Annotated in this window: 24 protein-coding genes; 9 read left to right on the top strand and 15 right to left on the bottom strand. The window is 67.1% G+C overall.

What is annotated here, in order from left to right; genetic code table 11:
- Both OOZ63_RS11990 and OOZ63_RS11985 read right to left on the bottom strand, forming a co-directional pair.
- Positions 1-684, bottom strand: a complete 684-nt coding sequence (locus OOZ63_RS11990; protein WP_266005709.1) for a DUF4194 domain-containing protein — start codon at positions 682-684, stop codon at positions 1-3.
- Positions 681-2,117 (bottom strand): Wadjet anti-phage system protein JetA family protein, encoded by a 1,437-nt coding sequence (locus OOZ63_RS11985; RefSeq protein ID WP_266005708.1) that lies wholly within the window; start codon positions 2,115-2,117, stop codon positions 681-683. Before OOZ63_RS11985 ends, OOZ63_RS11990 begins: the two co-directional genes overlap by 4 nt.
- Before the next feature lie 1,129 nt (positions 2,118-3,246).
- Between OOZ63_RS11985 and OOZ63_RS11980 the strand changes: the two genes are divergently transcribed.
- Positions 3,247-4,257: a cyclase family protein gene (locus OOZ63_RS11980; RefSeq protein ID WP_266005707.1), complete on the top strand. Its 1,011-nt coding sequence runs from the start codon at positions 3,247-3,249 to the stop codon at positions 4,255-4,257.
- Positions 4,258-4,299: 42 nt separating this feature from the next.
- Positions 4,300-5,190 carry a LysR family transcriptional regulator gene (locus OOZ63_RS11975; RefSeq protein ID WP_266005706.1) on the top strand — a complete coding sequence of 297 codons (891 nt, stop codon included), beginning with the start codon at positions 4,300-4,302 and terminating at the stop codon, positions 5,188-5,190.
- 68 nt (positions 5,191-5,258) lie between these two features.
- Here OOZ63_RS11975 and OOZ63_RS11970 read toward each other — a convergent pair whose 3' ends face one another.
- From OOZ63_RS11970 to OOZ63_RS11960, 3 genes are all read right to left on the bottom strand, one after another.
- Positions 5,259-5,537, bottom strand: coding sequence for a hypothetical protein (locus OOZ63_RS11970; RefSeq protein WP_266005705.1), 279 nt, complete (start codon positions 5,535-5,537; stop codon positions 5,259-5,261).
- A 254-nt stretch (positions 5,538-5,791) separates the two neighbouring features.
- On the bottom strand, positions 5,792-6,172 hold the full coding sequence (locus tag OOZ63_RS11965) for a hypothetical protein (protein WP_266005704.1): 381 nt from the start codon (positions 6,170-6,172) through the stop codon (positions 5,792-5,794).
- Between the two features lie 205 nt (positions 6,173-6,377).
- Positions 6,378-6,917, bottom strand: a complete 540-nt coding sequence (locus tag OOZ63_RS11960; protein ID WP_266005703.1) for an HNH endonuclease — start codon at positions 6,915-6,917, stop codon at positions 6,378-6,380.
- Positions 6,918-7,624: 707 nt separating this feature from the next.
- On the opposite strand from OOZ63_RS11960, the gene OOZ63_RS11955 reads away from it, so the two are divergent.
- The gene (locus OOZ63_RS11955) at positions 7,625-8,005 is read left to right on the top strand and encodes a hypothetical protein (protein WP_266005701.1); all 381 of its coding nucleotides are present in this window, start codon (positions 7,625-7,627) and stop codon (positions 8,003-8,005) included.
- A 72-nt stretch (positions 8,006-8,077) separates the two neighbouring features.
- Here OOZ63_RS11955 and OOZ63_RS11950 read toward each other — a convergent pair whose 3' ends face one another.
- The 3 genes from OOZ63_RS11950 to OOZ63_RS11940 all read right to left on the bottom strand — a co-directional run bounded on the left by OOZ63_RS11950 (position 8,078) and on the right by OOZ63_RS11940 (position 10,004).
- Complete coding sequence (locus OOZ63_RS11950; protein WP_266005700.1) at positions 8,078-8,332, bottom strand: hypothetical protein; 255 nt, start codon at positions 8,330-8,332, stop codon at positions 8,078-8,080.
- A gap of 301 nt (positions 8,333-8,633) precedes the next feature.
- Entirely contained in the window at positions 8,634-9,023 is a 390-nt protein-coding gene (locus tag OOZ63_RS11945; protein WP_266005699.1) for a hypothetical protein, read from the bottom strand.
- Positions 9,024-9,158: 135 nt separating this feature from the next.
- Positions 9,159-10,004, bottom strand: coding sequence for a LysR substrate-binding domain-containing protein (locus tag OOZ63_RS11940; RefSeq protein WP_266005698.1), 846 nt, complete (start codon positions 10,002-10,004; stop codon positions 9,159-9,161).
- A gap of 104 nt (positions 10,005-10,108) precedes the next feature.
- Here OOZ63_RS11940 and OOZ63_RS11935 point away from each other — a divergent pair, with 104 nt between their 5' ends.
- The gene (locus OOZ63_RS11935; protein WP_266005697.1) at positions 10,109-10,813 is read left to right on the top strand and encodes a haloacid dehalogenase type II; all 705 of its coding nucleotides are present in this window, start codon (positions 10,109-10,111) and stop codon (positions 10,811-10,813) included.
- Between the two features lie 19 nt (positions 10,814-10,832).
- Positions 10,833-11,618 (top strand): aldolase, encoded by a 786-nt coding sequence (locus OOZ63_RS11930; RefSeq protein WP_266005696.1) that lies wholly within the window; start codon positions 10,833-10,835, stop codon positions 11,616-11,618.
- A gap of 53 nt (positions 11,619-11,671) precedes the next feature.
- Here OOZ63_RS11930 and OOZ63_RS11925 read toward each other — a convergent pair whose 3' ends face one another.
- Both OOZ63_RS11925 and OOZ63_RS11920 read right to left on the bottom strand, forming a co-directional pair.
- A complete protein-coding gene (locus OOZ63_RS11925) occupies positions 11,672-11,926 on the bottom strand; it encodes a hypothetical protein (RefSeq protein ID WP_266005694.1) in 255 nt (84 codons plus the stop codon).
- Between the two features lie 159 nt (positions 11,927-12,085).
- Entirely contained in the window at positions 12,086-12,553 is a 468-nt protein-coding gene (locus OOZ63_RS11920; protein ID WP_266005693.1) for a DUF4148 domain-containing protein, read from the bottom strand.
- Positions 12,554-12,718: 165 nt separating this feature from the next.
- Here OOZ63_RS11920 and OOZ63_RS11915 point away from each other — a divergent pair, with 165 nt between their 5' ends.
- Positions 12,719-13,552: a phosphatase PAP2 family protein gene (locus OOZ63_RS11915; RefSeq protein ID WP_266005692.1), complete on the top strand. Its 834-nt coding sequence runs from the start codon at positions 12,719-12,721 to the stop codon at positions 13,550-13,552.
- Positions 13,553-13,725: 173 nt separating this feature from the next.
- Positions 13,726-14,667, top strand: a complete 942-nt coding sequence (locus OOZ63_RS11910; protein WP_266005691.1) for a 2-hydroxyacid dehydrogenase — start codon at positions 13,726-13,728, stop codon at positions 14,665-14,667.
- A gap of 10 nt (positions 14,668-14,677) precedes the next feature.
- On the opposite strand, the gene OOZ63_RS11905 is transcribed toward OOZ63_RS11910, so the two are convergent.
- Positions 14,678-15,808 carry an ABC transporter substrate-binding protein gene (locus tag OOZ63_RS11905; RefSeq protein WP_266005690.1) on the bottom strand — a complete coding sequence of 377 codons (1,131 nt, stop codon included), beginning with the start codon at positions 15,806-15,808 and terminating at the stop codon, positions 14,678-14,680.
- A 317-nt stretch (positions 15,809-16,125) separates the two neighbouring features.
- Here OOZ63_RS11905 and gltS point away from each other — a divergent pair, with 317 nt between their 5' ends.
- Positions 16,126-17,319: a sodium/glutamate symporter gene (gene gltS / locus OOZ63_RS11900; RefSeq protein WP_266005689.1), complete on the top strand. Its 1,194-nt coding sequence runs from the start codon at positions 16,126-16,128 to the stop codon at positions 17,317-17,319.
- Between the two features lies 1 nt (position 17,320).
- Positions 17,321-18,808 carry a TAXI family TRAP transporter solute-binding subunit gene (locus OOZ63_RS11895; protein WP_266005688.1) on the top strand — a complete coding sequence of 496 codons (1,488 nt, stop codon included), beginning with the start codon at positions 17,321-17,323 and terminating at the stop codon, positions 18,806-18,808.
- Between the two features lie 33 nt (positions 18,809-18,841).
- On the opposite strand, the gene OOZ63_RS11890 is transcribed toward OOZ63_RS11895, so the two are convergent.
- From OOZ63_RS11890 to OOZ63_RS11875, 4 genes are read right to left on the bottom strand one after another with little or no spacing between them, the layout of a single operon-like run.
- Positions 18,842-19,279 (bottom strand): VOC family protein, encoded by a 438-nt coding sequence (locus OOZ63_RS11890; RefSeq protein ID WP_266005687.1) that lies wholly within the window; start codon positions 19,277-19,279, stop codon positions 18,842-18,844.
- A 30-nt stretch (positions 19,280-19,309) separates the two neighbouring features.
- Positions 19,310-20,362 (bottom strand): 2-oxoacid:ferredoxin oxidoreductase subunit beta, encoded by a 1,053-nt coding sequence (locus tag OOZ63_RS11885; protein ID WP_266005686.1) that lies wholly within the window; start codon positions 20,360-20,362, stop codon positions 19,310-19,312.
- The gene (locus OOZ63_RS11880; RefSeq protein ID WP_266005685.1) at positions 20,359-22,209 is read right to left on the bottom strand and encodes a 2-oxoacid:acceptor oxidoreductase subunit alpha; all 1,851 of its coding nucleotides are present in this window, start codon (positions 22,207-22,209) and stop codon (positions 20,359-20,361) included. Before OOZ63_RS11880 ends, OOZ63_RS11885 begins: the two co-directional genes overlap by 4 nt.
- Positions 22,206-23,990 carry an FAD-dependent oxidoreductase gene (locus OOZ63_RS11875; protein WP_266005753.1) on the bottom strand — a complete coding sequence of 595 codons (1,785 nt, stop codon included), beginning with the start codon at positions 23,988-23,990 and terminating at the stop codon, positions 22,206-22,208. The genes OOZ63_RS11880 and OOZ63_RS11875 overlap by 4 nt, the downstream gene beginning before the upstream one ends.
- Between the last annotated feature and the right edge of the window lie 103 nt (positions 23,991-24,093).

Below are 24,093 nucleotides of genomic sequence, written 5' to 3'. Positions count from 1 at the left end.
TCAGGCGTCCCCCTCGGCCACGGGCGAAGGCACAGTTTGAACCTCTGTGCGCATCAGCTGGCGCACTTCAAGCAGCGCCTCGTCGCTGACGAAGGAGAGGATGGGCCGCAGCACGCCCAGCAGCATCTCCATCTGGCCGAAACCGGCATCGGCTTCCCGAAAGCGCACCAGCCGGTGCTTGCGCAACTCGCGCATCAACTGGCCCCGCTCTGCCGCCGAGGCCGGCAACGTCGTGCCCAGCAGCGAGACCAGCGTCTGCGACAGCTCCTCAAGGCTGATGGCCAACTCCTGGTTCACCAGTTCTCGTTTGCCAGTCAGCCCCTCGGTGTAGAGGAAGCGCAGGCCCAGTGCCGCGGCGACCAAGTCCTTCGACAGGCGTGCGCGCAGTCTTTTGACGCCGTCCTCGTCGTCCTGGTCGTCGCCTGGCGGATAGAGCCGCATCAGGTTGGCATCGACGTCATGGGCCAGCGTGAAACCCAGCACGTCGAACCATTCGCGCAGCAGCTCCTCGGCCAGTGCGGCGTCGTCGTAGAGTGCCTGCTCCGGCTTGGAATAGTCGCGCCATAGGATGCCGGCAGCCAGTAGGCGATTGCAGATCTCAGCGAAGCGACGGCGCGAAACATTGCCAGCGGTACGCTCGGCAAGGCGAGTCTCGAGCAGGGCGTGAAAGGTATCGGTGGTCATTTCTTCGGGAGTCGGCGCAACTCATAATCATCGGCGATGAAGCTTGTGGTCTCGAAGCGTTCCTCGAGCCTACGCACCTGCCAGCGTTCGCGCCCCTGCGCCGAACGCGCTGCGCCGACGGCATGCAAGCTGGTCAACACTTCGTCCGCCCGCCGCGCCGCAAGGTCGGACAGGCGCAAGGACACAGCACCCAGCGGTCCACTCAGGCCCAGTTGCCGCAGCACACCCTCCTCGCTAATGACGAAAGCCTCAGCCTCAGCGCGGCGCAGCGCCGCCTCCAGTCGGCTGTCCACGCGGATGCGCCATTCGGGGTCGTCGCCCTCGACCTGCTGGCGCTCGCGCTGAGTCCAGCGCAGGCTGCCGGCGGGCAGCAGGCGTAGCTCGGCCGTGGCAAGGCGCCGGCCCAGCAGTTCCAGCCAGGCATCTTTGCCGTCGGCATCGGCGGCCTTGATGCCGGCCAGCGTAAGGCCCATCGGAGATTCGGCGCCGTAGTCCAGTGAAAGCGCCTGGCGCAGCAGACTGGTGAAACGTCGCACGTAGTTGTGCATCTCGCTGCGCAACATCGGCAGCTTCAGCTCGCAGGCCGCGTCGATCAGCTTTTCTATGCGCTCGCATAGCCAGAGCGTTGCGCTGCGCCCGCTGCTGAGCACCGGCTCCAGCCAGTCGGCACGCTGGTGCAGCGCGGTGTCGATGCGCGCGCGCCGCTCGGCAGGCCACGCGCGGACTTGGTCCAGCAGCTCGATGAGCTGACCACGGTGGCGGTCCACCGAGTCCGCCACCAGCCGCACTGACATTTCCTTGCCGAAACGGCGCTCGATGAAATCGTTGAACTCGTCCCAGGCCAGCTTCTGCGTCAGCGCCTCGCGGGTGAGGCTTTGCATGAGCGCCCGGAAGTACTCGATATCGTCCTGCAGATCCTGCACGACGCGGCTGGCATAGTCGTGCGCATCAAGCAGCTCGTCTTCGTCATGGTTGTCCAGAAAGGCCAGCAGCGCCTTGCGGGCCGAGCGCATATTGCGCTGGCGGGTCTTGTGGCGGGTGTTGTCTAGCTCGGCGAATGTCTCCGCGAAGGCCTTGCCGGCACGGGTCAGCTTGAGCACCGGCTGCAGGTCGATCGGGTCCTTGTAGTCCTCCAGCCAGCCATGCTCCTTGAGCGCGCGCAGCAGGTTCAGCGCATAGCCGCGTTCAGCCTCGGCATTCACGGCCTGGGCGGCGGAGAGCGCGCCCGCACGGTAAGCGGGCTGGGCGATCACACTGAGGCAGATCTCCAGCACCAAGTCCTTGGTCAGCGCCTGTGCGTAGTCGGCTTCCGGGCCATGCACGCGCTCGTGCAAGCCGCGCAGGACAGCAGCGCAGGCCTCGCGGTCTGCCCAAGTCAGCGGACGGAAGAAGTGTTCGAAAGCGCCGTGGAAAAAGATGGCCGATGCGGACATACAAGTCCTCCCCATGTCATGCGGCCTGCCGGATCGGTCTGCGTCCGGCGCTGCTTGCACCAATTATCACAGCCGGAGGGCTTATGTTCCCTCGGTGAGACTCGCATCAGACACTGAGACGAGCTGTCGCAGCTCGCGCGCTACAGGTCATGGGAGCGTGTGCGACTTCAAACCGCTCCACCACCGTCGTCGGGACTGTCAAACGCAACAAAGTCCTCGGAGAGATCCAACTCGAGTTCGCATGATCGACACCGCACACCCGCGCAGCCACGCTGCCTGGATTTCTCTTCTTGTTCGGCTCAGCTTTTGCGCATTGCGGACAGGTCCAGCTGAGCAAGTGCAACAAGCTCGTCGCATCAATAGGCCTGTCGCAATAGCTCATGCACACCTTTGAAATGGCTCGCGGCGCCCGCGGCGCCAAGTTGTCGTCGGTGCTCGCGCGCCGAAGCAAATGGTGCGGCACCTTGCGAGAGCCGGTGCGCGCCAGAGCAACAGGTTTGGCGCCATTGCGGCCCGATTGGCAAGGAAGCGCTCGTCAATACGAGCACTGAACCATTAAGGACCGATTCAACGAGCAGATCAACATGAAAATTGGTGCACCCAGACGCGAGTCGGATCAATACGTCCTCATCTGCCCCATCGAAGCCTCTCTGGCAAAGCCATCAGCACCTTCAATGCCTTGACCAGCGCTGTCGGCGCCAAAGTTCGTCGTTCGCTAGCAGGCGTGTGAGGCTATCGACCGCCAAGCTCAGCGATGCGAAGTGAAATCCGAGAACTGGCGGCAAGCTGACAGTGAAACCTGATGTCAGCGCCTTTAAGACGACCACCAATCCAAACGATCTACAGGCTACGTCAGAGCCAATACCGGTCTTGCGCGAGCTGATCACTCAGGCTGAGCCAAGGCTTTGCATCGGTGATGACGGGGGACTACCAATGCAGCAGTTTCACCATGCACTGTGCCAACGCCGCAGCGACGGACTGGCGCATTGCAGCGACGAAGTCTGCGGGAGGCCGACAGGCCCGCCGATTGTTCACGCGGCGTGAACTCTGAACCAGCGCCAGGCGCCTTGGCGGCGAGGTTCGGGCAGCCGACCATAGGCCCATGTTCAACACAACCCCTCCTGCGCCTATGAAAGTCCATCTCTTTCCCGTCGCCGCCGCGCTGACCGCCGCCGTCTTCGCCACCCTGCTGGCCAGCCAGGCCTGTGCCGCCGGTGCAGCGCCCGAGTCCGCCGAGCGCGTCGGCTTCAGCCCCTATGGCCCGCAGGACGAGATCGGCATGCTCAACAAAATCACCCCCGAATCGACGCTCAAGGTGCTGCGCCGCATCGCCAGCGGCAAGACCTATGACCTCAGCGTCGAGTTCTATGTTGGCATGCCCAGTTACTACTTCCTGGGCCAGCCGCGCTTCCAGATCTGGAACGTCCACACGCCGCAGGGCACCATCGTCGATGACCCCAACGGCCTGGGCAAGGAGAAGAACAGCCTGGTGACCTACTCGGGCGCGGCTTTCTCGATGTATGCCCACACCGGCACCCATATCGATGCGTTGTCGCATTTCGGCCTGAACGGCCAGATCTACAACGGCTTCAAGACCGAGGAGCAGCTCGGCGACCGCGGCTGGCGCAAGGCCGGAATCGAGAAGTTTCCGCCCATCATCGCGCGCGGCCTGCTGCTGGACGTGGCGCGCTACAAGGGCCTTGAGATGCTGCCCGAGTCCTATGGCATCACGGTGGCGGACCTGCAGGGCACGGCGAGCGCCCAGGGCGTGGACTTCGAGGACGGCGATGTGATCATGGTGCGTACCGGCCGCATGCAGCGCTTCAAGGACGCCGACAAATACATGCACAACACCCCGGGCCTGACGCGCGAGTCGGCCAACTTCCTGGCCGACCGGGGTGCCATTGTGATCGGTGTCGACAATATCAGCACCGATGCCTGGCCCTCGCAGGAGAGCCGCAACTGGATCCCGGTGCACAGCTCGATGCTGTCGCAACGCGGAGTTCCCATCATGCAAAACGTCTTCCTCGAACAGCTGGCCGCCGACCGCGTCTACCAGTTCGCCTGGTTCGGCGCGCCGCTAAAGCTGCGCGGTGCCGACGGTGCGCCGATGCGTCCGCTGGCGATCCCGATCCGCTGAGGTCCCGGTCGCCGGCTACGATGCTGCCCGGAGGACGCAGCGATGGATAGGCATCTGGCCATGCAGTGTTTTTGCCGGGTGGTCGAGACCGGCAGCCTGGCGGCGGCCGCGCGCGACCTCGATTGCTCGCGCGCCGTGGTCAGCAAATATGTCCAGCAGCTGGAAGACTGGGCCGGCAGCCGGTTGCTGGCGCGCACCACACGCAGCATGCAACTCACCGAGGCCGGCACGCGCTTTTACGCCTACTGCCGCCGGGTGATGGACGACACCGAGCAGACCCTGAGCCAGCTGCGCGAGCACAGCGCCGGCCTGTCCGGGCGGGTGGTGATCTCGGCGCCGGTCTCGCTGACGCTGGCGTTTCTGGGCGAGCATTTGCATGCCTTCCAGCGCCTGCATCCGCAGATCGAGCTCGATGTGCGACTGAATGACCGGCCGGTGGATCTGGTGCGCGAAGGCGTGGACCTGGCGCTGCGCGGCCAGGCCCGGCTGGAAGACTCCAGCCTGGTCGCCGTGCAGCTGATGCAGCTGCCGCGGGTCCTGTGCGCCGCCCCGTCGTTCTGGGCCGCCCATGGCCTGCCCGAGCACCCGAGTCATCTGCGCGGGCTCAACTGCCTGCCCTACCGGCTCGGCGAGGATGCCGGGCGCTGGCTCTTCGAGGGCCCCGGCGGCGAGCAGCACAGCATCGAGGTGGATGGCAGCTTGCGCGCCGACAACAGCCTGCTGCTGATAGCCGCGATGCGGCGCGGGGTCGGGATCGGTTTGGTGCCCGAGCTGATGGTGCGCGAGGCACTGGCCCGCGGCGAGCTGGTGGCGGCGCTGGGCGACTACCGAGTCGAGCCGCGCCGCCTGTTCGCGCTCTATCCCAGCCGCATCCATCTGAGCGGCCGGGTACGGGCCCTGGTGGACTTTCTCAAGCAAAGCCTAGCGGCCTGAACGCCGCTTCAATCAAGAAGCCCGCACGCGGCGGGCTGTGCTGCTGACATCAGCAAAGAACTTTGGTCTCAGAGCGCCTTGGCCTTCAGAAAGCCGGCCGAGGCCAGTTGCGGCTCGGCGGCGGCCGGCGTGCTGCGCCCGGTGATCACGACGCGCGGCAGCTGGGCGATTTGCACAGGCGCCTCGACGCTGGGCTTGCCAACGATCACCACTCGCTCCAGCTTGACGATCTCGGTGGCCTGCGGCCGGCCTCCGCTGCCCAGCAGCGCGGCGCCAATCACCGCCAGCATGGCCAGCACGGTGACGGTTAAGAAAGCGAGGGTCTTGACGCTATAGCTGCTGTTCATGGTGAGCTCCTGTGGGGTTGTTGGCTGTGTCAGTGATTGCAGTTTCGTCCGCAGCCGCGGCCGTCGCCAGGCCCGCGCGACGGATCGCCGCACGCTGACGACCAAATGCAAAAAGGCGCGACAGGCCGTCGGCCCCAAAAAAGAAGGCCCGATGGCTGGGCAGCGCATCGGGCCTGTTGAAGCCGGCTGGCGGGGAATGCCGAGCCGGTGGGCGGGTGCCCCAGGAGATTCGGAGGTGCTTGCGGCGCGGTCGATCAGCCGCCGTAGCTGATTTGCTGGCTTTGCAGCTGGCCGCGGGCACGGGCTTGCTGCAGCTCGGCGATGACCTCGGCGCGGCTCTTGCTCGAGCCGGCAATGGTGGGCAGGCTGTACGACTCGGCATCGCGGCCTTGCAGCTCGCCGGCATTGCGGGCGCGCTGCAGCTCGGCCAGCACGGCGGCGCGGCTGGTGGTGGAGCCGGCGGCGATCACGGTGCGGCCGATGGCATCGGGGTTCTCGCCGTGCAGGGCAAGCAGTTCGCCGGCGGCGCGGGCACGCTGCAACTCGGTGACGACTTGCTCGCGGCTCAGGCCATCGGCGAGGGCGGCGCCGGTGGACAGCAGGGAGAACAGGGCAATAACGGTCAGCTTCTTCATGATGATTTCCTTTGCGGATTGGTGGAGGACTTCGCCTGCGGTCTGCTTCGCTTCGCTTCGCGTCACCGTCGCCGTGTCCATGGACTCCAATGTAGGAAATCAGGCCCCGAAGAAAAACGGGCCGCAGGCGAATGCACTGTTGCTGATTTCGGTATGAAGGCCGAATTCAGCTCAGCCGCGACCCCTTGGCCAGCCGTGCGGCCAGTCATTGATGCACGTCGGCCCGCACATTCCGGCCCGCCAGCAAAAAGTCCTCGAAGCGGTTCGGCACATAGGGCGTGAAGAGCAAGGGCATGCCCGCTTCCTCCGGTGTGCGCGCGGCCTTGCGGCCGTTGCAGGCGGCGCAGGCCGCCACCAGATTCATCCAGCTCCATGCGCCGCCGCGCGACGCCGGCAGGATGTGCTCGGCCTGCAGCGCGGCTTCACCCACCGATTGGCCACAGTAGGCACACAGGCCCCGGTCCCGCCGGAACAGCTTGCGCCGTGTCACTGCCGGTGCGATGTCGAACAGATTGACCCGCGACACACCGCGCAGCGCGACGATAGGGAACACCTCGATCAGCGACTGCCGGCCGGTGCAGGCACTCCAGCCGCCGCGCAGGCTGCGCAGCGGCCCGGCGCCATCGACCCAGGCCACCGCATTCATCGCATGACAGATGGCCGCCTGCTCGAGTGTGATCCAGGCCTGCGGCGTGCCCTGGATGTCCAGCTGCAGTACATGCTGATGTGGGGCTGCTGTTTGCATGGCAGCGATCCTCCTTGCTTGCTCTCGTTACACGGGCCAGGGTGCGCTGTCAGACATAGCCTGTCTGTTCGCTAGGCCGTGGTGAATCAATAGGTGCCGGTCACGGGTTCCGGCGCCGCCCAATCGTTGCGGCCGATTTCCGCCCCCCGAAGCGTGAGCTCGACGCGGGCTTCTTGATGATGAGGTTTGACGACCTCCGACTTCGGCTGTGCCCAAGCGCGAGCGTCCCGTCGGACGTGGTGTCTCGCTGCACGAGGGGCTGGCCCATTGCGATCGGTCCCGCGCACATCCCGCGCTGCCAACACCATCAAGATGCAGCGACGGAGTGCAAGGACACAGCCGAAGTCGGACGTTCAAACCACTGACCCAAAGCAAAAGGCCCGGACTCTTTGCAGAATCCGGGCCTCTGAGGTCAGAGGAAAGAGGGCGCGCGCCTCAGGCGCTGCCGTCTCCCGGATGCATGCAAGCGACAAAGCGCTTCGGCTCACCAAGTCCACGCACGATCGCACCTCGGGCCGCGAGGGCGCTGAGCTTGGCGATGAGGTGGCGGGTGGTCACGATGCTGCCTTTCTTGCTGGGTGATTGTTGGGTCGGTGCTGCGAGGGCCGGTGGCTCCCACAGCGCTGGCCGCACTGTAAATAGTCTTTACTATCACGTCAAGCCGCAGCGACAATCACTGTTGTTCCTGTTGTACGAAGCGCACAGCCTTGCTGACCAGCCCGACCCTCATCCGCCGCCAAAATGCGCTGTCGCTGTTCCAGCTCTATGCCGAGCAGGCACTGTCCGCGGGCGCCTCGCCCAAGGGGCTGGAGCAGGCCTTTGCCGCCAGCGTCGAGATCTCACCCAGCATGTGGAGCCAGATCAAGTCCGCACGCCCGATCGGCGACAAGCTCGCCCGTCAGATCGAGAGCCATTGCGGCAAGCCCCCGGGCTGGCTCGACGAGACCCGGCTGGATGCCGCGCCGACCGACAAGGAGAAGGCCTTCATGGCGCTGGCGCTGGCCGCCTGGCGGGCCAGCAATAGCGCGGGCCGCAAGCAGCTGTACGAGCAGCTGGCGCGCATCGCCGCGCCGACCGAGCAAACCTAGGCGTTCAAAAGACAAAGCCCGCATGCTGCGGGCTTGTACTGGACACGGAAGAGGCGCGTAGGAATCGCTCGATCAGATCGCCGGGGTTGTGCCGGCAGCCGCCAGCTGGGTGTGGCTCGCCGCCGTGCTGCGACCGGTGACTACGACGCGAGGCAGCTGCGCGATCACCGGTGCCTCGGCACGCTTGCCCACGATCACCACGCGCTCGAGCTGCACGATCTCGCTGGCGGCCGGCTTGGCCGGGCTGTGCAACATCGCGGCGCCCACAACGGCGACGGCTGCGATGGCGAAGAGTGCGAAGGACTTGGTGGCGGTGGTGGTGTTCATGGTGTGTTCCTTGTGCGTGTTGCTGTGTCAGTGATTGCAGTGTCTGACTCGGTGGCCTCTGCCGCCACGGCCTGGCGACGAGTCGGCGGTCCGACCGGACGAACTGCAAATGCCGGCGACGAAACGCTGACGCTGCGGACGTAAAAAAGCCCGGTGGCCTGTACAGGCCACCGGGCGAAGCCTGGCAGGCGGTAGATACAACAACGCACCACCAGACGAAGCTGACCCTTGGCAGACCGGGGTCAACGGTCGTCGTCTTGTATTGAATTTTGTGGGCGCCCGCCAGGCGAGCGCCTGGTTGTCAGCGGGCCGTGGCGGGCTGGCCGGCCAGCAGCTCGCCGCCAGCGCTCTTGCCACCGTGGTGTGCGGCCAGCTGCGCATAGCTGGGGTTGTTGCTGTTCAGCACCGCAAGCTCGCCCGAGGCACGAGCCGCCCGCAGCTCAGCAAGCACGGCGGCGCGGGTGGTCGTCGAGGCGGTCGAGGTCGTGCGCAGATCGACTTCGCGGTACAGCGCATTGAGCTCGCCGGCCGCGCGGGCGCGCTGGAACTCGGCGATCACGGCGCTGCGGGTGGTGGTGCTCTGTGCGGCGGTCTGGCTCTGGCGCAGCAACTCGCGGGTGGTGGCGCTATCGGCCATGGCGGCACCGGCGGCCAGCAGGGAAGTCAGGGCGATGGCAGCGATCTTGTTCATGATGGAGTCCTTTCAATTCAGCTTCGTTGGGTTCTTGGACCGGCTTGTTTGCGTGCCGTGTCCATGGGCTCTACTGTGAAGCTCGTGCTCCAAAAGAAAAACCAGCGCCGCTTCAACGCACCATTGCTAATTCCTTCATGATCGAAGTGACTCGCACAGGGTATCCAGCAGCTGGCGCTGCACCGCGCTGGGCGAGGAGCTCGCGCTGAGCAGGGCCAGCTCGGTGGGCGGCAGCGCGGGCAGGCCCTCGCAGATGCGGTGCTCGGGCAGCAGCGCCGTGGTGGGCAGCACCGAGATGCCCAGACCCGAGGAAAGCGCCGCCTGGATGCCGCTGAGGCTGTGGCTGCCGAATGCGATGCGCCAGCGCCGCCGCGCTTGGTCCAGGCCCGCCAGCGCGCGCTGCCGGTAGACACAGCCCTGCGGAAACAGCGCCAGCGGGATTGGTTCGTCGGCCGGCAAGACCTGGCCGGCACCGACCCAGACCAGAGTCTCGGGCCAGGCCGCCACGCAGGGCCCGCCCTCGCCCGGTACACGTTTGACCAGCGCGATGTCCAACTCGCCGCCGGCCAGCCGGCGCTGTAGCTCGCTGCTCATGCCGCTGATGGTTTCCAGCCGCAAGCCCGGCTGCCGCGCGACAAAGCCCGACAGCAGGCCGGACATGCGCCGGGCATCGAAATCCTCGGGCACGCCGATGCGCAGGCTCAACAGCGGGCTGTCGGGGCTGCCCAGAGCCTCCTCGGCCTCCTGGGCCAGCGCCAGCAGGCGCCGCGCATAGGTGGCCAGCAACTCGCCCTGCTCGGTCGGCGTCACCTGGCTGCCGCTGCGGTCGCGCAGCAGCAGCGCATGGCCCAGGCGCTCCTCCAGCTTGCGGATCTGCTGGCTGACGGTGGATTGGGTACGGTGCACCCGCTCGCCGGCGCGCGTGAAGCTGCGCTCGTCGACGACGCAGACCAGGGTATGAAGCAATTCCAGATCAAGCATGAAGACATTAGATATTCAAATTTGCACCCACTACAAATCCAATTTCCAAATAACGACAGCGCTCGATAGGCTTCGCTCCATTCTTCAACGACCCAGGACTCCCGATGTCTCTTCACACCACGTCGCGGCCGCGCTGGCTGACCTTCGACTGCTACGGCACGCTGATCCAGTGGGATGAGGGCCTACAGGCCGCCGTGCGCGAACTGCTGGCGCACAAGCAGGCCAGCCATATCGAGCCGGCCACCTTGATCGAGGTCTATGACCGCCACGAACATGCGCTGGAGCAGACGCCGCCGCACCGCAGCTTCCGCGAGGTGGCCGGCCAGGGGTTGCGCCTGGCGCTGCAGGAGCTGGGCCTGCCCGTCGATGACACCGACATCCGCGTAATGACCGAGCGCATTTCGCGCATGCCGCCATTTCCCGAGGTGGTGGACACGCTGGCCCGGCTCAAGCTGGCCGGCTACCGGCTTTGCATCGTCTCGAACACCGACGACGACATCATTGCCGGCAATGTGGCCCAGCTGGGCGGCCATATCGACCGCGTGATCACGGCCCAGCAGGCCGGTGCCTACAAGCCGGCGCCCCGGCTGTTCGAGCACGCGCACGAGGCGCTGGGCATCGGCAAGGACGAGGTGGTCCACATCTGCGCCAGCCCGCACCTGGACCATGCGGCAGCGCGTGATATCGGCTTTCGATGCGTCTGGATCGATCGCGGCACCGGCCGCCGACTGCTGCCCGACTACACACCCGACGCGACCCTGGCACGGCTGGACGAAGTGCCAGCGCTGTTCGCTTCGCTAGACTGGTGATCGAGGGAGGCATCAAGCCATGGCTCATACGATCACAACCGGCGGCGCGCCCGCCGTGCACCTCGCATTGGAAGAAACCGACGCGGTTCGCCAGGCCCGCATCGAGCTGGCAGCCTGCTTCCAGCTGGCCGCCCGGCACGGACTGGAGGAAGGCATCTGCAACCACTTCTCGGCCCTGCTGCCCGGCCACGACGAGCTCTTCCTGGTCAACCCCTACGGCTACGCCTTCGCCGAGATCACCGCCTCGCGGCTGCTGGTCTGCCATGTCGATGGTCATGTCGTCGCCGGCCAGGGCCAGCCCGAGGCCACGGCCTTCTATATCCACGCGCGGCTGCACCGCGCCCAGCCGCGCCTGCGCGCCGCCTTCCACACGCACATGCCCCATGCCACCGCGCTGGCCATGCTGGAGGGCCCGCCGCTGCTATGGGCAGGCCAGACCTCGCTGAAGTTCTACGGTCGCACGGCGGTGGACGAGCACTACAACGGCCTGGCGCTCGACGCCTGCGAGGGCGACCGCATCGCCGCAGCCATGGGCACGGCTGACATCCTGTTTCTGAAGAACCATGGCGTGATGGTGGGCGGCCCCAGCATCGCCGAGGCCTGGGACGATCTCTACTATCTGGAGCGGGCTGCCGAGGTCCAACTCAAGGCCATGAGCAGCGGGCGGGCGCTCAAGCCGGTGCCGCACGCGATCGCGCAACACACCTATGAGCAGATGCGAGAGGGCGATGCGCAAAGCGCGCGCGCCCATCTGGACAGCGGCCTGCGCCGGCTGCGGGCCGAGGGTCATCCCTTCGAGGCCTAGCAATGAAAAGGGCCCGCACAAGGCGGGCCCGGTGACAGCAGCGAAGCCAGCGCTTAGACCATCTTCGCTTTCAGCACGCTGGCCTCGGCCAGCTGCGCATCGGCGGCCGCCGTGCTGCGGCCGGTGATCACGACGCGGGGAAGCTGCGCGACGACCGGCACGTCGGCGCGCTTGCCGACGATCACCACGCGCTCCAGCTGCACGATCTCGGTCTCGGGCGCGTGGGTGGCCAGCATCGCGGCGCCGAGAACGGCGACGGCAGCGGTGGCGAGGACGGCGAGAGACTGGAGGTGGCGGCGGGTATTCATGGTGGGCTCCTGGGGTGGCGTTGCTGTGTCAGTGATTGCAGTGTCGGCAATGCCGGCTTGGCTTGCCATGGCCTCGCGATGGGCTGCCGGGCGCTGCGGATGAGCTGCAAATTCCTGCGATGAGCGGGCCGGCGGCCCGAGGGTCGCCGGCCCTACGCCTCAGCGCGCGATGCCGGGCTGGCCAGCCATCAGATCGTTGGCGCCGGTGCGTTTGCCCAGTTGCAGCAGCTCGGCGTAGCCGGGGTTGTTGCTGTTGAGCAGGGCCAGCTCTCCGCTGTCGCGGGCAGCCTGCAGCTCGGCCAGCACCTGGGTACGCGTCTTGCTCGAGGCAATCGGCGCGACCGAGGGGCCATAGCTCTCGGCGTCGCGGCGGGCCAGCTCGCCGGATTGCTGGGCTCGGCGCAGATCGGCGATCACTGCCTCGCGGCTGAGGCTGCTCGTTGCGGCAGCCTGGCCGTAGCCACCGTAGCCACTGTAGCCATAGCTCTCGCTTTGAAGCGCCGTCAGTTCGCCGGCATTGCGGGCGCGCACCAGTTCGGCCACCACCTCATCGCGGCTCAAGCCGTCGGCCATTGCGGCGCCGGCGCTCAGCAGGGTGGACAGGGCAATCAGGGTCAGCTTGTTCATGATGGAGTCCTTGGGTTTCAGCTTCGGGGTTTTGCTTGGACCCGGCACCCGCCGTGTCCATGGGCTCTACTGTGAAACTTCAGGCGCTCCGGAAAAACCAGGCTGGCTTCAATGCACTGTTGCTGATTCCGGCATGATGCGGCGCTTGCCTAACTATCCGCACCGATGACCGCCACGCCGCTGGACCACCCCCTCGTCACCCTGGCCACCCAGACGGGCGCCCAGGCCCTGCCGGTCTTCCTGGCTTTGCTGATGCTGCTGATGCTCGCCACGGCGGCGCTGTGGTGGTCGCTGAACCGCCATCTGCTGCCGCGCGCGCGCAGCGCGCTGCCGCCCAGCGGCTTCGTCCTGCTGAACGCGCTGATCGGCTTCGGCCTGCTGCTGGGCGGTGCCGGACTGTTCGCCGAGATTGCCGAACACCTGGGCCATGGCGGCGTGCTAGCGCTGGCCGACGAGGCGCTGACGGCCTCGATACGCCAGCATGTCGACGCCGCGACACTGCGCATCTTCGCCGGCTTCACCCGCTTCGGCGACGTGCTGAACCTGAGCCTGCTGGGCGTGTTCGTCACGCTGCTGCTGCTTTTCAAGCGCCGCCATGCGCTGGCGCTGGGCTGGGTGCTGGCACTGGGCGGCAACGGGCTGCTGAACCCGCTGCTCAAGCGCATCTTCGAGCGGGCCCGACCGGTGCACGACCACGGTCTGGTCAGCGAGCTGGGCTGGAGTTTCCCCAGCGGCCACAGCTCGGGCGCCGTGGTTGCCTACGGCATGCTGGCCTATCTGGCGCTGCGCAGCCTTCCGGCGGTCTGGCATCTGCCGGCCGTGTTGGCGGCGGCCGCACTGGCCTTCACGGTCGGCTGCAGCCGCGTCTTTTTGCAGGTGCATTTCGCCACCGATGTAGCCGCCGGCTTCGCCTCTGGACTGGCCTGGCTGAGCGTCTGCATCGTCAGCGTCGAGCTGGGGCGCCATTACCGGCGTGGTCGCACTCAAAGTCTTCAGTAGCGCTCGTCCAAGCCATAGATCGGCTAGCGCGTCTTCCACAGCCCGCCGGTGAAATCGGGGAAGTCCAGCGTAAGCAAGCGCTGGGCGATCGACTGCTCGGACAGCGGCGTGATCGCGCACGCCCTGTTCGCTGCGCGCACCGGAGCAGGCGCACAGCGGCGATGATGGCGGGCATGACAACGAAAACCCCCTGCCTCTTGCTGGTGGCCCTGGCCGATGAGTACAAGTCCCTGCTGCGCGAGCGCTTCGAGCTGATCGATGCGCCGACAGCGGCGCAACGCGCCGCCGCGATTGCGGCGCGTGGCCCCGAGATCGGGCTGGTGCTGACCAATGGTGCGACCGGCCTACGCGCCGAGGAAATGGCCGCGATGCCCCGGCTGCGGCTGGCCGCCGCCCAGGGCGCCGGCTACGAGAACCTCGATGTGGCAGCCGCCAAGGCGCGCGGCGTCAATGTGTGCAACGGCGCCGGCACCAATGACAGCTGCGTGGCCGACCATACGCTGGCCCTGCTGCTGGCCAGCGTGCGCGCGCTGCCCCAGCAGGAGCGGGCACTTCGCGCCGGCCTTTGGCGCGACGCGCTGCCCATCAGGCCCAGCGTCAACGGACGCCGGCTAGGCATCTTCGGCATGGGCACGATAGGCCGCAAGATCGCGCGCCGCGCCCAGGCCTTCGAGATGCAGATCGGCTATCACAACCGCTCCCCGCGCGCCGATGCCGGCGAAGCCGTCTATTTCGACAGCCTGCTGGCCTTGGCCGACTGGGCCGACTTCCTGGTGGTGGCCGCGCCCGGTGGCGCCGCGACCCGGCATGCCGTCAATGCCGAGGTGCTGGCCGCGCTGGGCCCGCAAGGCCATCTGGTCAATATCGCGCGCGGCAGCCTGGTCGACACGGCTGCCCTGGCCGACGCGCTGGCCGCCGGCCAGCTGGGCGGCGCCGCGCTCGATGTCTACGAGAGCGAGCCGCTGCCGCCGACGGCGCTTCTGGACTTCCCGAACGTGATCCTCACGCCCCACATCGCCGGCTGGTCGCCCGAGGCGATCCGTGCGACGGTGGAGCTGTTCATCGCCAACGTCGACGCGCTGGACGCGGGTCGGCCGCTGCTGACGCCGCTCTGAGCGAGACGGCTCAGTCGACCAGACGGCGCAGTGCCACATAGGACGAGCTGCGCCGGTCGTCCTCGCGGTAATGCACGGCAAAGCCGCCCAGGTCCAGATCTCCCAGGGTCTGAAGGCTGCGCAGCAGGCTGTCCCGCGTCAGCGGCGGCCTGGCCTTGCGCAGGCCTTCGCTCAGCACACGGGCTGCCAGATAGCCTTCCAGGCTGATGCTGTCAAACTGCCGCTCGCCGGCCTCGCGCATCGCGCGCTGATAAGCGGCCACAACCGGCACGCTGCGGTCCTCGGCGTCGGGCACCACCTGGGCCAGGGTCAAGCGGGCGCTGAGCTCGGGCTCATCCTGCAGCGCGGTGCGCAGAGGCTCGAGCCCGGTAAAGGACAGGGTGTAGAAACGCCCGCGAAAGCCCTGGGCATGGGCTTGGCGCATGAAGGCGGCGCAGGTCTCATAGGTGCTGACCATGAAGATGGCGTCGGCGCTGTGCTGCCGCACCAGGGTGTGGACGGCCTCGGCGACCTCAGTGGTGTTGCGCTTGACGGTGGCCATGGCCACCATAGCGAGACCGGCAGCCAGGGTGGCCTCGCGCATCGCCTCTAGCCCGGCGCGTCCGAACGGATCGGCCTGCACCATGACGTTGATGCGGCGCGCGCCGCTGGCCTTGATGGAACGGACCAGGGCGCGGCTCTCCTGCTGATAGCTGGCACGCACATTGAAGACGTTGGGGTGGCTGCGCTCATCCCATAGCAAGCTGGCGCCGGTGAAGGGCCCGAGAAACGCGACATTGCCAGCGCGGCGCAGATGGGGCAAGGCCACGCGGCTGGTGGGGGTGCCGATGTACCCGAACAAGGCCAGCACCCGCGCATCCTGCAGCAGGGCCACGGTATTGGCCTCGCTGCGATCGGGCTCGTAGCCATCGTCTTGCAGATCGATCGCGACGCGCCGGCCCTGGATACCGCCCTGCTTGTTGAGTTGCTCGAAGGCTGCCCGGGCGCCCAGGTGATAGCGCTGACCCAACGCCGAGGCCGGACCGCTCAGCGCCGCCGAGCTGCCGAGCACGATCTCGGCACCCTCCTCACTGGCTGCTGCCAGGCCGCCTGACATCAGAGCGGCGGCCCACAGCAGGCGGCAGCCCAGCAGAAGTCCCACAAGAGCAGGCAATTTGAAAGACAAGGACATCGAAGCGAAGCAGGCCGGCGAAGCAAAAGCAAGGAAGCAAGGAAAGCGGAATCGATGACGCGCCCTCAAAACGAGTCGCCTGGAAGTCGGATTTTCCGCAAGTCCCGCGTTCCCGAGGATACCGTGCGCCCGGGCGCGGCCACGCAAGGCGCCCCTCGACCGCACGAAACATCGCACGAAACATCGCACGGCACGGCAAGAAGACTGCGGAACTCTTGATACGCATCAGGGTTGGACAATCGGGGCCACGCTCGCGGCCGCCACCGGCCACCACCTTAGGAAGTTCAATGAGTCTGGATCCCCTCGCCTCGCTGCTGGCGGCCACAGTCGTGCTGCTGATCGGCAGCCTACTGAATCGCCGCATCGGCCTGCTGTCGCGCTACAACATCCCCGACCCGATCACCGGCGGCCTGCTGTTTGCGGCCCTGGCCTCGCTGGTCTTTGCCGCCACCGACTTCAGGCTGGAGATCGACCAGACCCTGAAACCGGTGCTGCTGCTGATGTTCTTCGCCGGCGTCGGTATGTGCGCTGACCTGCGCATGCTGGGGCGCGGCGGGCGGGCTTTGGTGATCTTTCTGCTGGTGCTGTTCCCCTACATCCTGGTGCAGAACGGCGTCGGCATCGCAGTCGCACTGGCGCTGGACCAGCACCCGATCTTCGGCCTGGTCGGGGGCTCGATCACGCTGGTCGGCGGCCACGGCACCGGCGCAGCCTATGCCGAACGCTTTGCCGAGGTCAACAATCTGCAGTCTGTGATGGAGCTGTCGATGACGGTGGCAACGCTGGGCCTGATCGTCGGCGGCATCATTGCCGGTCCGGTGGCCCAATACCTGATCAAACGCCACGGCCTTCGCGCCGCAGCGACGGCCGCCGCAGGTAGCACGCGGCCGCAAGCGCGGCATGAATCCGAACCCACGCTCAACAGCCTAGGCATGATGGGCGCGCTGGCCGGCATCCTGGCCGCTGTGGTGGCCGGCCAATGGCTTGCCGGACGCTTCGGTGGCGGCGCGGTGACGATACCGAGCTTTCTGTGGTGCATGGTGGTCGGGGTCGCGATACGCAATCTGCTGCCCTTCGCCGGCATGCGCCTGGACGACCGGGCCTCGGACCTGATCTCTACGGTCTGCCTGTCGCTGTTCCTGGTCACGACGATGATGGCACTGAACCTGGTTGAGGTGGCGCTGTCGGCCGGGCCCTTCGTGCTGATGATTGCGGCCCAGGTGGTCTTCATCGTGCTCTACACGGTGTTCGTCTGCTTTCGCTTCATGGGCCGCGACTACGAGGCTGCCGTCTCGTCGGCGGCGCTGATCGGCTTCAGCATGGGCTCGACCGCCACCGCGATGGCCAATATGCAGGCCATCACGGCCCGCTACGGGCCGGCGCCGCAGAGCTATCTGATCGTACCGCTTGCCGGTGCCTTCTTCATCGATCTGATGAACGCGGTGGTGCTGACCCTGACCCTGCCGCTGATCGGAGGCTGAGATGACGATACGAACCCTGTTCATCGGCCTTGTGCTGCTGCCGCTGCTACTCGCCTGCGGCCGCGTCGCCGACACTGACGCCTTGCAGCGCGATCTGCAGACCCGCCTGGCCCAGGCCCTGCCCGAGGGCACGGTCAGCCTGCATGAGTTGCGGCGCCGCGGCTCGCAGTTCGACAGCAAGGCACCGGACGGCCAGACGCGCCGCATCGTCTACTACGACATCGTGCTGAGGCTGAACCGTGATTTCGACTTCGGCGGCTGGGACTCGCCCGGCGTGGCCGGCCTGGTGTCGGCGCTGGGCGCCGGACCCAAGGGCCTGGTGGGCATCACAGCCGGCGGCAACAAGGCCGGCGACCTGGTGCGCGTCCATGGCACGGCGCTCTACCAACGCGACGGCGATCATTGGCTGGCCGTGGCGCCCGGCGGCCACCAGCCCGCCGCCGCGCCCAGCTACGCCAGCAATGCCCCGGCCGGTCGCGCCGCGACCTTGCTGGATGCCATGCGCAAGGTGGTGGAGGCGGTGTCGCGTGACTCGGCGCCGACCCAGGCCGCGATGATCGAGGAGGAACTGGCAGCCGCCCATGCGGCGATACGCGCGCGCCTGGCCCGCGCGGCCGACGGCTATGCCATCGCCGCCGGCCCGGAGCGCGGCCAATATCTGCGTTTCGTCCAGGCTCTATCTTCCCAGCAGGGCGCGCGCACCGTGCCGCTTGTGACGCGCGGTGGCGACGAGAACCTGCGCCTGCTGCGCGCCGGCAAGGTCGCGCTAGCACTGGCACAGGGCGACGCGGCGCTGGCGGCCTACCAGGGCAGCGAGGAATTCGCCGCCGATGGCCCTGACGCAGCGCTGCGCGCCATCGGTAGCCTCTATCCGGAGCCGGTCCACGTGCTGGTCGCGGCCGGCTCCAAGGCCAGATCGGTGGCCGATCTGCGCGGCCAGCGGATCGCGATCGGCGTGCCGGGCTCGGCCTCGCGGCTGACCGCGCTGCGCGTCTTGCGCGCGCATGAGCTGGCCGATGCGGACATCCGGGTCGTCGAGCTGCCGCTGGGCGAAGCCCTGGTGGCGCTGCGCCAGGGCCGGGTCGATGCGCTGATCCAGGTCATCGGCGTGCCGGCCGACAGTCTGCGCGAGGCGCTGTCCGAGCTGCCGCTGCGGCTGCTGCCGCTGTCGGAGCGCGCCGTTGCTCGGCTGAGCACCGCGCCCTCGGGTCTGTTCGCGCACCGCATCGCGCGCGGCAGCTATGCGAGCCAGAGTGACGAGATCAGCACAGTCGCGACCGCCGCCCTGCTGCTGGCCGCGCCCGAGCTGTCGGATTCGGAGGTCGGCGCGCTGACCCGTTTCGTGTTCGGCCAGGGCGGCGACCTGACCGCTCGCGGCAGCGCCCAGGGCGCCCAGATCGCCCCCGCCAACGCCCGCCAGGGCCTGGCGGTGCCGCAGCATCCTGCGGCGCTGAAGGCTTTGGCGGCAATGTCAGCGGCGGGCAAGTAGCGCCCGCAGTGAACACGCCGATAGGGCCGGCGATCAAGCCTGTGGCTCGGCCGCCACCCCCACCATCCAGCCGACGCCGAACCTGTCGCTGACCATGCCGAACAGCGGAGCCCAGAAGGTCGGGCTCAGCGGCATCGTGATCTGCCCGCCCTGGCCGGCCAGCGCGTCGAAGACGCGGCGCGCCTCGCCCTCGTCGGCACAATCCAGCGAGAGCGAGAAGCCCTTGAAGGCGGCGGTCGGGTCGGCGCCGCTGCAGTCGCCGTCGGACAGCATCAGCAGCGCGCCACCGATCAGCAGCGAGGCATGCATGATCTTGTGCTCGCTGCCCGGCGCAACCATGCCGGGCGGCGGCGGCTCGGGGCTGTCCGAGTAGCGCATCATCATCTGCAGCTCGGCGCCAAGTTCGCTGACGTAGAAGTTGATGGCCTCCTCGCAGCAGCCGGTGAAGAAGAGATAGGGATCGATGCGCATGGCTCTTTCGCTCCTGGATTGGCGGCCGCCTCAGCGCAGCCCCTCGTTGATCTTGGCCAGCACCGCCGCGCCGGGGCACAGCTCCCGCTCGCCCAGCCGGTTCAGCGGCGCGGCCACCGTGTTCAGGCCCTGGTGCATCTCGCGCGAGTGCGGGTCAACGAAGATCAGGCCTGTGGCAATCTCGCCGGCGGCCTGCAGGGCCGCCACCTGGTTCATCGCGGCGAGGCGGTCGGTGGGGTCGTAGTCCGCCTTGACGCGGCGCAATCGCATCTGGCTGCCGTCCTCTTGCGGCAGCAGGATCACGGCCTCGTCGCCGATGGCCTGCTGCTCGGGCGCCAGATCGATAAAGTCGATGCGGTTGAGCGCCTCGTTGTGCTCCCGAACATGGTCGTAGCTGCGCGTGCTGCCGGCATGGTTGTTGAACGCGACGCAGGGGCTGATCACATCGATGAAGGCTGCCCCGCGATGCTTGATCGCGCCCTCGATCAGCGGCACCAGCTGGGTCTTGTCACCGCTGAAGGACCGCGCGACATAGGTAGCGCCCAGCTGCAGCGCCAGGCTGACCAAGTCGATCGCCGCGTCCTGGTTGGTCGCGCCCTTCTTAGCGACCGAACCGCGATCGGCGGTGGCGCTGAACTGGCCCTTGGTCAGGCCGTAGACGCCGTTGTTCTCCACGATATAGACCATGGCCACGCCTCGGCGCATCGCATGGGCAAACTGGCCCAGGCCGATCGAGGCCGAGTCACCGTCACCGCTGATGCCGAGATACAACAGCTCCCGGTTGGCCAGGTTGGCGCCGGTCAAGACGCTGGGCATGCGGCCGTGAACGGTGTTGAAGCCATGGCTGGCGCCGAGGAAGTAGTCCGGGGTCTTGGAGCTGCAGCCTATGCCCGAGAGCTTGGCGACGCGGTGCGGCGCGATGTCCAGCTGCCAGCAAGCCTGGACGATGGCGGCCGAGACGGAATCGTGGCCGCAGCCGGCGCACAGCGTCGAGACCTTGCCTTCGTAGTCCCGCCGGGTATAGCCGACCGCGTTCTTCTGTAGCGACGGGTGATGGAGCCTGGGTTTGGCGAGGTAGGTCATGCCGGCTCCTGTCGGGGCGTCGTGGCGAGGGCATGCACATGGCGTGTGATCGCCTGCGTGATAAAGCGTGCGGTGATCGGCGTTCCGTCGAAATGCAGCACGCGGGTCAGCCGCGCCGGGTTGAGCTCCAGTTCGGTGATGAGCAGCGTGCGCATCTGCGCGTCGCGGTTTTGTTCGACGACGAAGACCTGCTCATGCGCGCGCACGAACTCGCCAACTTGGGCCGGGAAAGGGAAGGCGCGCAGTCGCAACCCGTCCAGATGGATGCCTGCCTGGGCCAGGGCCTGCAAGGCCTCGTCCATTGCCGGTGCCGTGGAGCCGAAATAGATCACGCCCAGCACCGTCTTGGCCGCTGCCGGCTTGAGCACCGGCTGCGGCACCAGGGTCGCGGCGGTGGCGAATTTCCTCTGCAGCCGCTCGACGTTATAGAGGTAGTCGGCGCCGGCCTCGGAGTACTGCGCCCGGGCATTGCGGGTGGTGCCGCGCGTGAAATAGGCGCCCTTGCTGGCATGGGTGCCGGGCAGGGTGCGCCAGGCAATACCGTCGCCGTCGACATCCTCGTAGCGGCCATGATTGGCACCAGCGTCCAGCTGTTCTGCGCTCAGCACCTTGCCCCTGTCATAGCCGCGCGCGTCCTCCCATGCCAGCGGCTCGCACAGGCGCTGGTTCATGCCGATGTCCAGATCGCTCATCACGAAGACCGGGGTCTGCAGCCGGTCCGCCAGGTCCAGCGCGGCCGCCGCATGCTCGAAGCACTCCTTCGGATCTTCGGGTAGGAGCAGCACGTGCTTGGTGTCGCCATGCGACGCATAGGCGCTGCTGAGCAGATCGGCCTGCTGGGTGCGGGTGGGCATGCCGGTCGAGGGGCCGCCGCGCTGCACGTCGATGATGGTGATCGGGATCTCGGCGAAATAGGCCAGGCCCAGGAATTCGGTCATCAGCGAGACGCCGGGGCCCGAGGTCGCGGTGAAGGCGCGCGCACCGTTCCAACCTGCGCCGGTGATCATGCCGATCGAGGAGATTTCGTCCTCGGCCTGCACGATGGCGTAGCGGTGTTGCCCGGTCTGCGGGTCGACCCTGTATTTGCTGCAATATTTCTGGAAGGCCTCGGCCACCGAGGACGAGGGCGTGATCGGATACCAGGCGCAGACCGTAGCGCCGCCGTACACACAGCCCAGCGCCGTGGCGGCATTGCCCTCGATGAAAATGCGCTCGCCGATCCGATCGGCACGCCGGACCTTCAGCCGCAGCCCTCCTGCCGAGGACGGGCCCAGGTGGTCGCGCGCGAACTCGCGGCCGGCGTGCAGGGCCCGCACATTCGAATCCAGCAGCTTCTCCTTGCCGCGGTACTGCTCGGCAAAGAGCGTCTCGATCTCAACCGGGTCCATCTCCATGAGCTGGCTGAGCGCCCCCAGCACCATGATGTTCTTGAAGAGCTGACGCTGGCGCGAGTCCTCGTAGGTGGCATTGCAGATGGCGGTGACCGGCATGCCCAGCACATGGATGTCGCTGCGCGGCACCGCCTCGGGACCCAGCGGCCGGGTCGAGTCATAGAACAGATAGCCACCAGGCTCGACCTCGGCCACATCCTGAGCCCAGGTCTGCGGATTCATCGCCACCATCAGGTCGACACCGCCGCGCCGGCCCAGCCAGCCGGCCTCGCTGACACGCACCTCGTACCAGGTCGGCAGGCCCTGGATATTGCTGGGGAAGATATTGCGCGGGCTGACCGGCACGCCCATGCGCAGGATCGCCTTCGCGAACAGCTCATTGGCCGAGGCCGAACCCGAGCCGTTGACATTGGCGAACTTGACGACGAAGTCGTTCGTGGCCTCGATGCGGCTCATGTCGTTCTCCTGACCGCATGATCGCGACAGCCCGGCCCCGCCTTGGTGGTCAGCAGCAGGAACTTCTGCATATCCCAGGCCCCGGTCGGGCAGCGCTCGGCGCACAGGCCACAGTGCAGGCACACGTCTTCGTCCTTGACCATCACGCGGGCGGTCTTCAAGGCGCCGCTGACATACAGGTCTTGGCTCAGATTCAGCGCCGGTGCCTTGAGCCGCTGGCGCAGCTCGGTCTCCTCGCCGTTCTCGGTGAAGCTGATGCAGTCCGTCGGGCAGATGTCCACGCAGGCATCGCACTCGATGCACAGCTTGTCGCTGAACACCGTCTGCACATCGCAGTTCAGGCAGCGCTGCGCCTCCTTGAAGGCGGTGGCGGCATCAAAGCCCAGCTCCACCTCCACGCGGATGCTGGCCAGCGCCTTGTCGGCCGCCGTCCAAGGCACCTTGTTGCGCAGATCGTTGGTCGGGTTGTTGTCGTAGCTCCACTCATGGATGCCCATCTTCTGCGACAGCAAATTGACGTGCGGCGGCGGCCGCCTGCCCACCGGTTCTGCATGCAAAAAGCGGTCGATAGACACCGCCGCCTCATGGCCATGAGCCACGGCCCAGATGATGTTCTTGGGGCCGAAGGCGGCGTCGCCGCCGAAGAAGACCTGCGGCAGGCTGGACTGGTGGCTGATCACGTTAAGCACCGGCAGCCCGAGCTCGTTGAAGGTGATGCCCGCATCGCGCTCGATCCACGGGAACGCGTTCTCCTGGCCCACGGCGATCAGCACCTCGTCGCAGGGGATCACGACCTCGTCGCCCTGCTGCACTCGCTTGAAGCGCATGCCGGTCAGCCGACCCGCGTCGTCATGCTCGAAGGCCAGCGGCTGATGGAAGTCCAGAATCGGGACGCCCTCGTGCTGCGCATCCTCCTTCTCCCAGGGCGAGGCCTTCATCTGCGCATAGCCGCTGCGCACCGCCACCGTCACGGACTCGGCGCCCAGCCGGCGGGCCGAGCGGCAGCAGTCCATCGCGGTATTGCCGCCGCCCAGCACGATGACGCGAGGCTTGACCGCCGCGACATGGCCGAAGGACACGGATGCCAGCCAGTCAATGCCGATATGGATGTCGCCGGCGGCCTCCTGCCGCCCCGGCAGACTCAGGTCTCGCCCGCGCGGCGCGCCGCTGCCGACAAACACCGCGTCATAGCCTTCCGCCAGCAGCGCCTTCATCGACCCAATGCGCTGACCGGCTCGCAGCTCAACGCCCAGACCCAGGATGTAGCCGCACTCCTCGTCGATCACGCTCTCAGGGAGGCGAAAGCGCGGGATCTGCGTGCGGATGAAACCACCCGCCTTCGCCTCGCCATCGAACACCGTCACCGCATAGCCCTGTGTCGCCAGATCCCGGGCCACCGTCAGCGAAGCCGGCCCGGCACCGACACAGGCGACCCGCTTGCCATTGCGCGGGAGCGGCTGCGGCAGCATCGCGCGCAGCTCCTGGCTCTTGTTGTCGGCCGCGACACGCTTGAGCCGGCAGATCGCGACAGCTTCTGGCTTGTTCGCATTGGCCTCTTCCACCCGAGCGCGCCGGCAAGCCGGCTCGCAAGGCCGGTCGCAGGTGCGGCCCAGCACGCCCGGGAAGACGTTGGACACCCAGTTGACCAGATAAGCCTCGTCATAGCGGCCCTGGGCGATCAGGCGGATGTACTCGGGGACGGGAGTGTGGGCCGGACAGGCCCATTGGCAATCGACGACCTTGTGGAAATAGGCCGGATCGGCGATGTCGCTGGCTTGCACCTGACTGACCTCCTGCATGAGCGGAGCGAGCAAGGCTCACCGTCCAGAACAGGGCGAACATTGCGCCAGATCGGTGCCTCACTCCTCGGACCAGTCTACGCCC

The organism is Paucibacter sp. PLA-PC-4, from assembly GCF_026241155.1.
Taxonomy (GTDB): Bacteria; Pseudomonadota; Gammaproteobacteria; order Burkholderiales; family Burkholderiaceae_C; genus Roseateles_E.
This window is presented reverse-complemented; position numbering and strand designations above follow the sequence as displayed.

What these genes read in the sequence shown, in the direction of transcription:
- OOZ63_RS11990 (WP_266005709.1), bottom strand. Translation starts at nt 684, where the DNA reads ATGACCACCGATACCTTTCACGCCCTGCTCGAGACTCGCCTTGCCGAG.
- OOZ63_RS11985 (WP_266005708.1), bottom strand. Translation starts at nt 2,117, where the DNA reads ATGTCCGCATCGGCCATCTTTTTCCACGGCGCTTTCGAACACTTCTTC.
- OOZ63_RS11980 (WP_266005707.1), top strand. Translation starts at nt 3,247, where the DNA reads ATGAAAGTCCATCTCTTTCCCGTCGCCGCCGCGCTGACCGCCGCCGTC.
- OOZ63_RS11975 (WP_266005706.1), top strand. Translation starts at nt 4,300, where the DNA reads ATGGATAGGCATCTGGCCATGCAGTGTTTTTGCCGGGTGGTCGAGACC.
- OOZ63_RS11970 (WP_266005705.1), bottom strand. Translation starts at nt 5,537, where the DNA reads ATGAACAGCAGCTATAGCGTCAAGACCCTCGCTTTCTTAACCGTCACC.
- OOZ63_RS11965 (WP_266005704.1), bottom strand. Translation starts at nt 6,172, where the DNA reads ATGAAGAAGCTGACCGTTATTGCCCTGTTCTCCCTGCTGTCCACCGGC.
- OOZ63_RS11960 (WP_266005703.1), bottom strand. Translation starts at nt 6,917, where the DNA reads ATGCAAACAGCAGCCCCACATCAGCATGTACTGCAGCTGGACATCCAG.
- OOZ63_RS11950 (WP_266005700.1), bottom strand. Translation starts at nt 8,332, where the DNA reads ATGAACACCACCACCGCCACCAAGTCCTTCGCACTCTTCGCCATCGCA.
- OOZ63_RS11945 (WP_266005699.1), bottom strand. Translation starts at nt 9,023, where the DNA reads ATGAACAAGATCGCTGCCATCGCCCTGACTTCCCTGCTGGCCGCCGGT.
- OOZ63_RS11940 (WP_266005698.1), bottom strand. Translation starts at nt 10,004, where the DNA reads ATGCTTGATCTGGAATTGCTTCATACCCTGGTCTGCGTCGTCGACGAG.
- OOZ63_RS11935 (WP_266005697.1), top strand. Translation starts at nt 10,109, where the DNA reads ATGTCTCTTCACACCACGTCGCGGCCGCGCTGGCTGACCTTCGACTGC.
- OOZ63_RS11930 (WP_266005696.1), top strand. Translation starts at nt 10,833, where the DNA reads ATGGCTCATACGATCACAACCGGCGGCGCGCCCGCCGTGCACCTCGCA.
- OOZ63_RS11925 (WP_266005694.1), bottom strand. Translation starts at nt 11,926, where the DNA reads ATGAATACCCGCCGCCACCTCCAGTCTCTCGCCGTCCTCGCCACCGCT.
- OOZ63_RS11920 (WP_266005693.1), bottom strand. Translation starts at nt 12,553, where the DNA reads ATGAACAAGCTGACCCTGATTGCCCTGTCCACCCTGCTGAGCGCCGGC.
- OOZ63_RS11915 (WP_266005692.1), top strand. Translation starts at nt 12,719, where the DNA reads ATGACCGCCACGCCGCTGGACCACCCCCTCGTCACCCTGGCCACCCAG.
- OOZ63_RS11910 (WP_266005691.1), top strand. Translation starts at nt 13,726, where the DNA reads ATGACAACGAAAACCCCCTGCCTCTTGCTGGTGGCCCTGGCCGATGAG.
- gltS (WP_266005689.1), top strand. Translation starts at nt 16,126, where the DNA reads ATGAGTCTGGATCCCCTCGCCTCGCTGCTGGCGGCCACAGTCGTGCTG.
- OOZ63_RS11895 (WP_266005688.1), top strand. Translation starts at nt 17,321, where the DNA reads ATGACGATACGAACCCTGTTCATCGGCCTTGTGCTGCTGCCGCTGCTA.
- OOZ63_RS11890 (WP_266005687.1), bottom strand. Translation starts at nt 19,279, where the DNA reads ATGCGCATCGATCCCTATCTCTTCTTCACCGGCTGCTGCGAGGAGGCC.
- OOZ63_RS11885 (WP_266005686.1), bottom strand. Translation starts at nt 20,362, where the DNA reads ATGACCTACCTCGCCAAACCCAGGCTCCATCACCCGTCGCTACAGAAG.
- OOZ63_RS11880 (WP_266005685.1), bottom strand. Translation starts at nt 22,209, where the DNA reads ATGAGCCGCATCGAGGCCACGAACGACTTCGTCGTCAAGTTCGCCAAT.